Origin of the sequence: Nocardioides sp. CPCC 206348 (assembly GCF_048654705.1) — a bacterium.
Classification (GTDB): domain Bacteria; phylum Actinomycetota; class Actinomycetes; order Propionibacteriales; family Nocardioidaceae; genus Nocardioides.
The window spans coordinates 121,498-122,545 of the sequence record NZ_JBMCZA010000229.1 but is presented as its reverse complement, the minus strand read 5'-3'; the positions used below and the strand labels follow the sequence as shown (position 1 = coordinate 122,545).

2 protein-coding genes are annotated in these 1,048 nt (G+C 74.2%); both read right to left on the bottom strand.

Annotated elements, in window-relative coordinates; genetic code table 11:
* Positions 1 to 8: 8 nt before the first annotated feature.
* Positions 9 to 632, bottom strand: coding sequence for a bifunctional 4-hydroxy-2-oxoglutarate aldolase/2-dehydro-3-deoxy-phosphogluconate aldolase (eda, locus tag ACOADB_RS26375; protein ID WP_378605998.1), 624 nt, complete (start codon positions 630 to 632; stop codon positions 9 to 11).
* Positions 619 to 1,048 (bottom strand): dihydroxy-acid dehydratase (locus tag ACOADB_RS26370; protein WP_378605995.1); only part of this gene is annotated, 430 nt, incomplete at its 5' end. The genes eda and ACOADB_RS26370, both read right to left, overlap by 14 nt.

Sequence of the window (1,048 nt, the reverse complement as noted above, 5' to 3'; positions counted from 1 at the left end):
GGCTCGCGTCAGCCGAGCGAGGCCGCTTCCGCGGCGAGCTTGCTGATCCGCTCCCAGTCACCGGCCGCGACCGCATCGGCGGGCGTGATCCAGCTGCCTCCGACACACCCGACGTTCGACAACCCGAGGTAGGTCGGCGCCGAGTCGACGGTGATGCCGCCCGTCGGGCAGAAACGGGCCTGGGGCAGCGGGCCCGCGACGGACTTGAGGTACGGCGCGCCGCCGGCCGCCTCGGCCGGGAAGAACTTCATCTCGGTGAGCCCGGCGTCGAGGACCCGCATCACTTCGGAGACGGTCGACGTACCGGGCAGGAACGGCACGCCGGTCTGCACCATCGCGGCCAGCAGGTCGGGGGTGAGGCCGGGGGAGACGAGGAACCGGGCGCCGGCCGCGACCGCTGCCGCTGCCTGGGCCGGCGTCGTGATGGTGCCGGCGCCGAGCATGATCTCGGGCACCTCGTCGGCGATCGCGCGCAGGGCCTCGAGCGCGACGGGGGTGCGCAGGGTCAGCTCGATCGCCGGCAGGCCGCCGGCCACGAGCGCCCGGGCCAGCGGGACGGCCGCGGCGAGGTCATCGATCACGACGACCGGCATCACGGGGACGACGTCGAGGACGCTCTCAGGAGTGGACAAGGCGGACCTCCAGGTCGGCGGCGGGTGCGGGGAAGACCGAGGCGCCCTCGTCGGCCGGTCCGACGGTGGTGCGGAAGGCCGCGAAGAGCTCGCGACCGGTGCCGGCCCACTCGTCACCGGTGGGCGCCTGCCCGGTCGGTGCCCGATGGGCCAGGTCGGCGTCGATGGTGAGGGTGCCTGCGTCGGAGTCGAGCGTGATCAGGTCGCCGTCCTGCACCCGCGAGAGCGGCCCGCCGAGAGCGGCCTCCGGCGTGACGTGGATGGCAGCGGGCACCTTGCCCGACGCGCCGGACATCCGGCCGTCGGTGACGATCGCGACCCGCTGTCCCCGGTCCTGCAGCACCCCGAGGGCGGGCGTCAGCTTGTGCAGCTCGGGCATCCCGTTGGCCGCAGGTCCCTGGTAGCGGATCACCGCT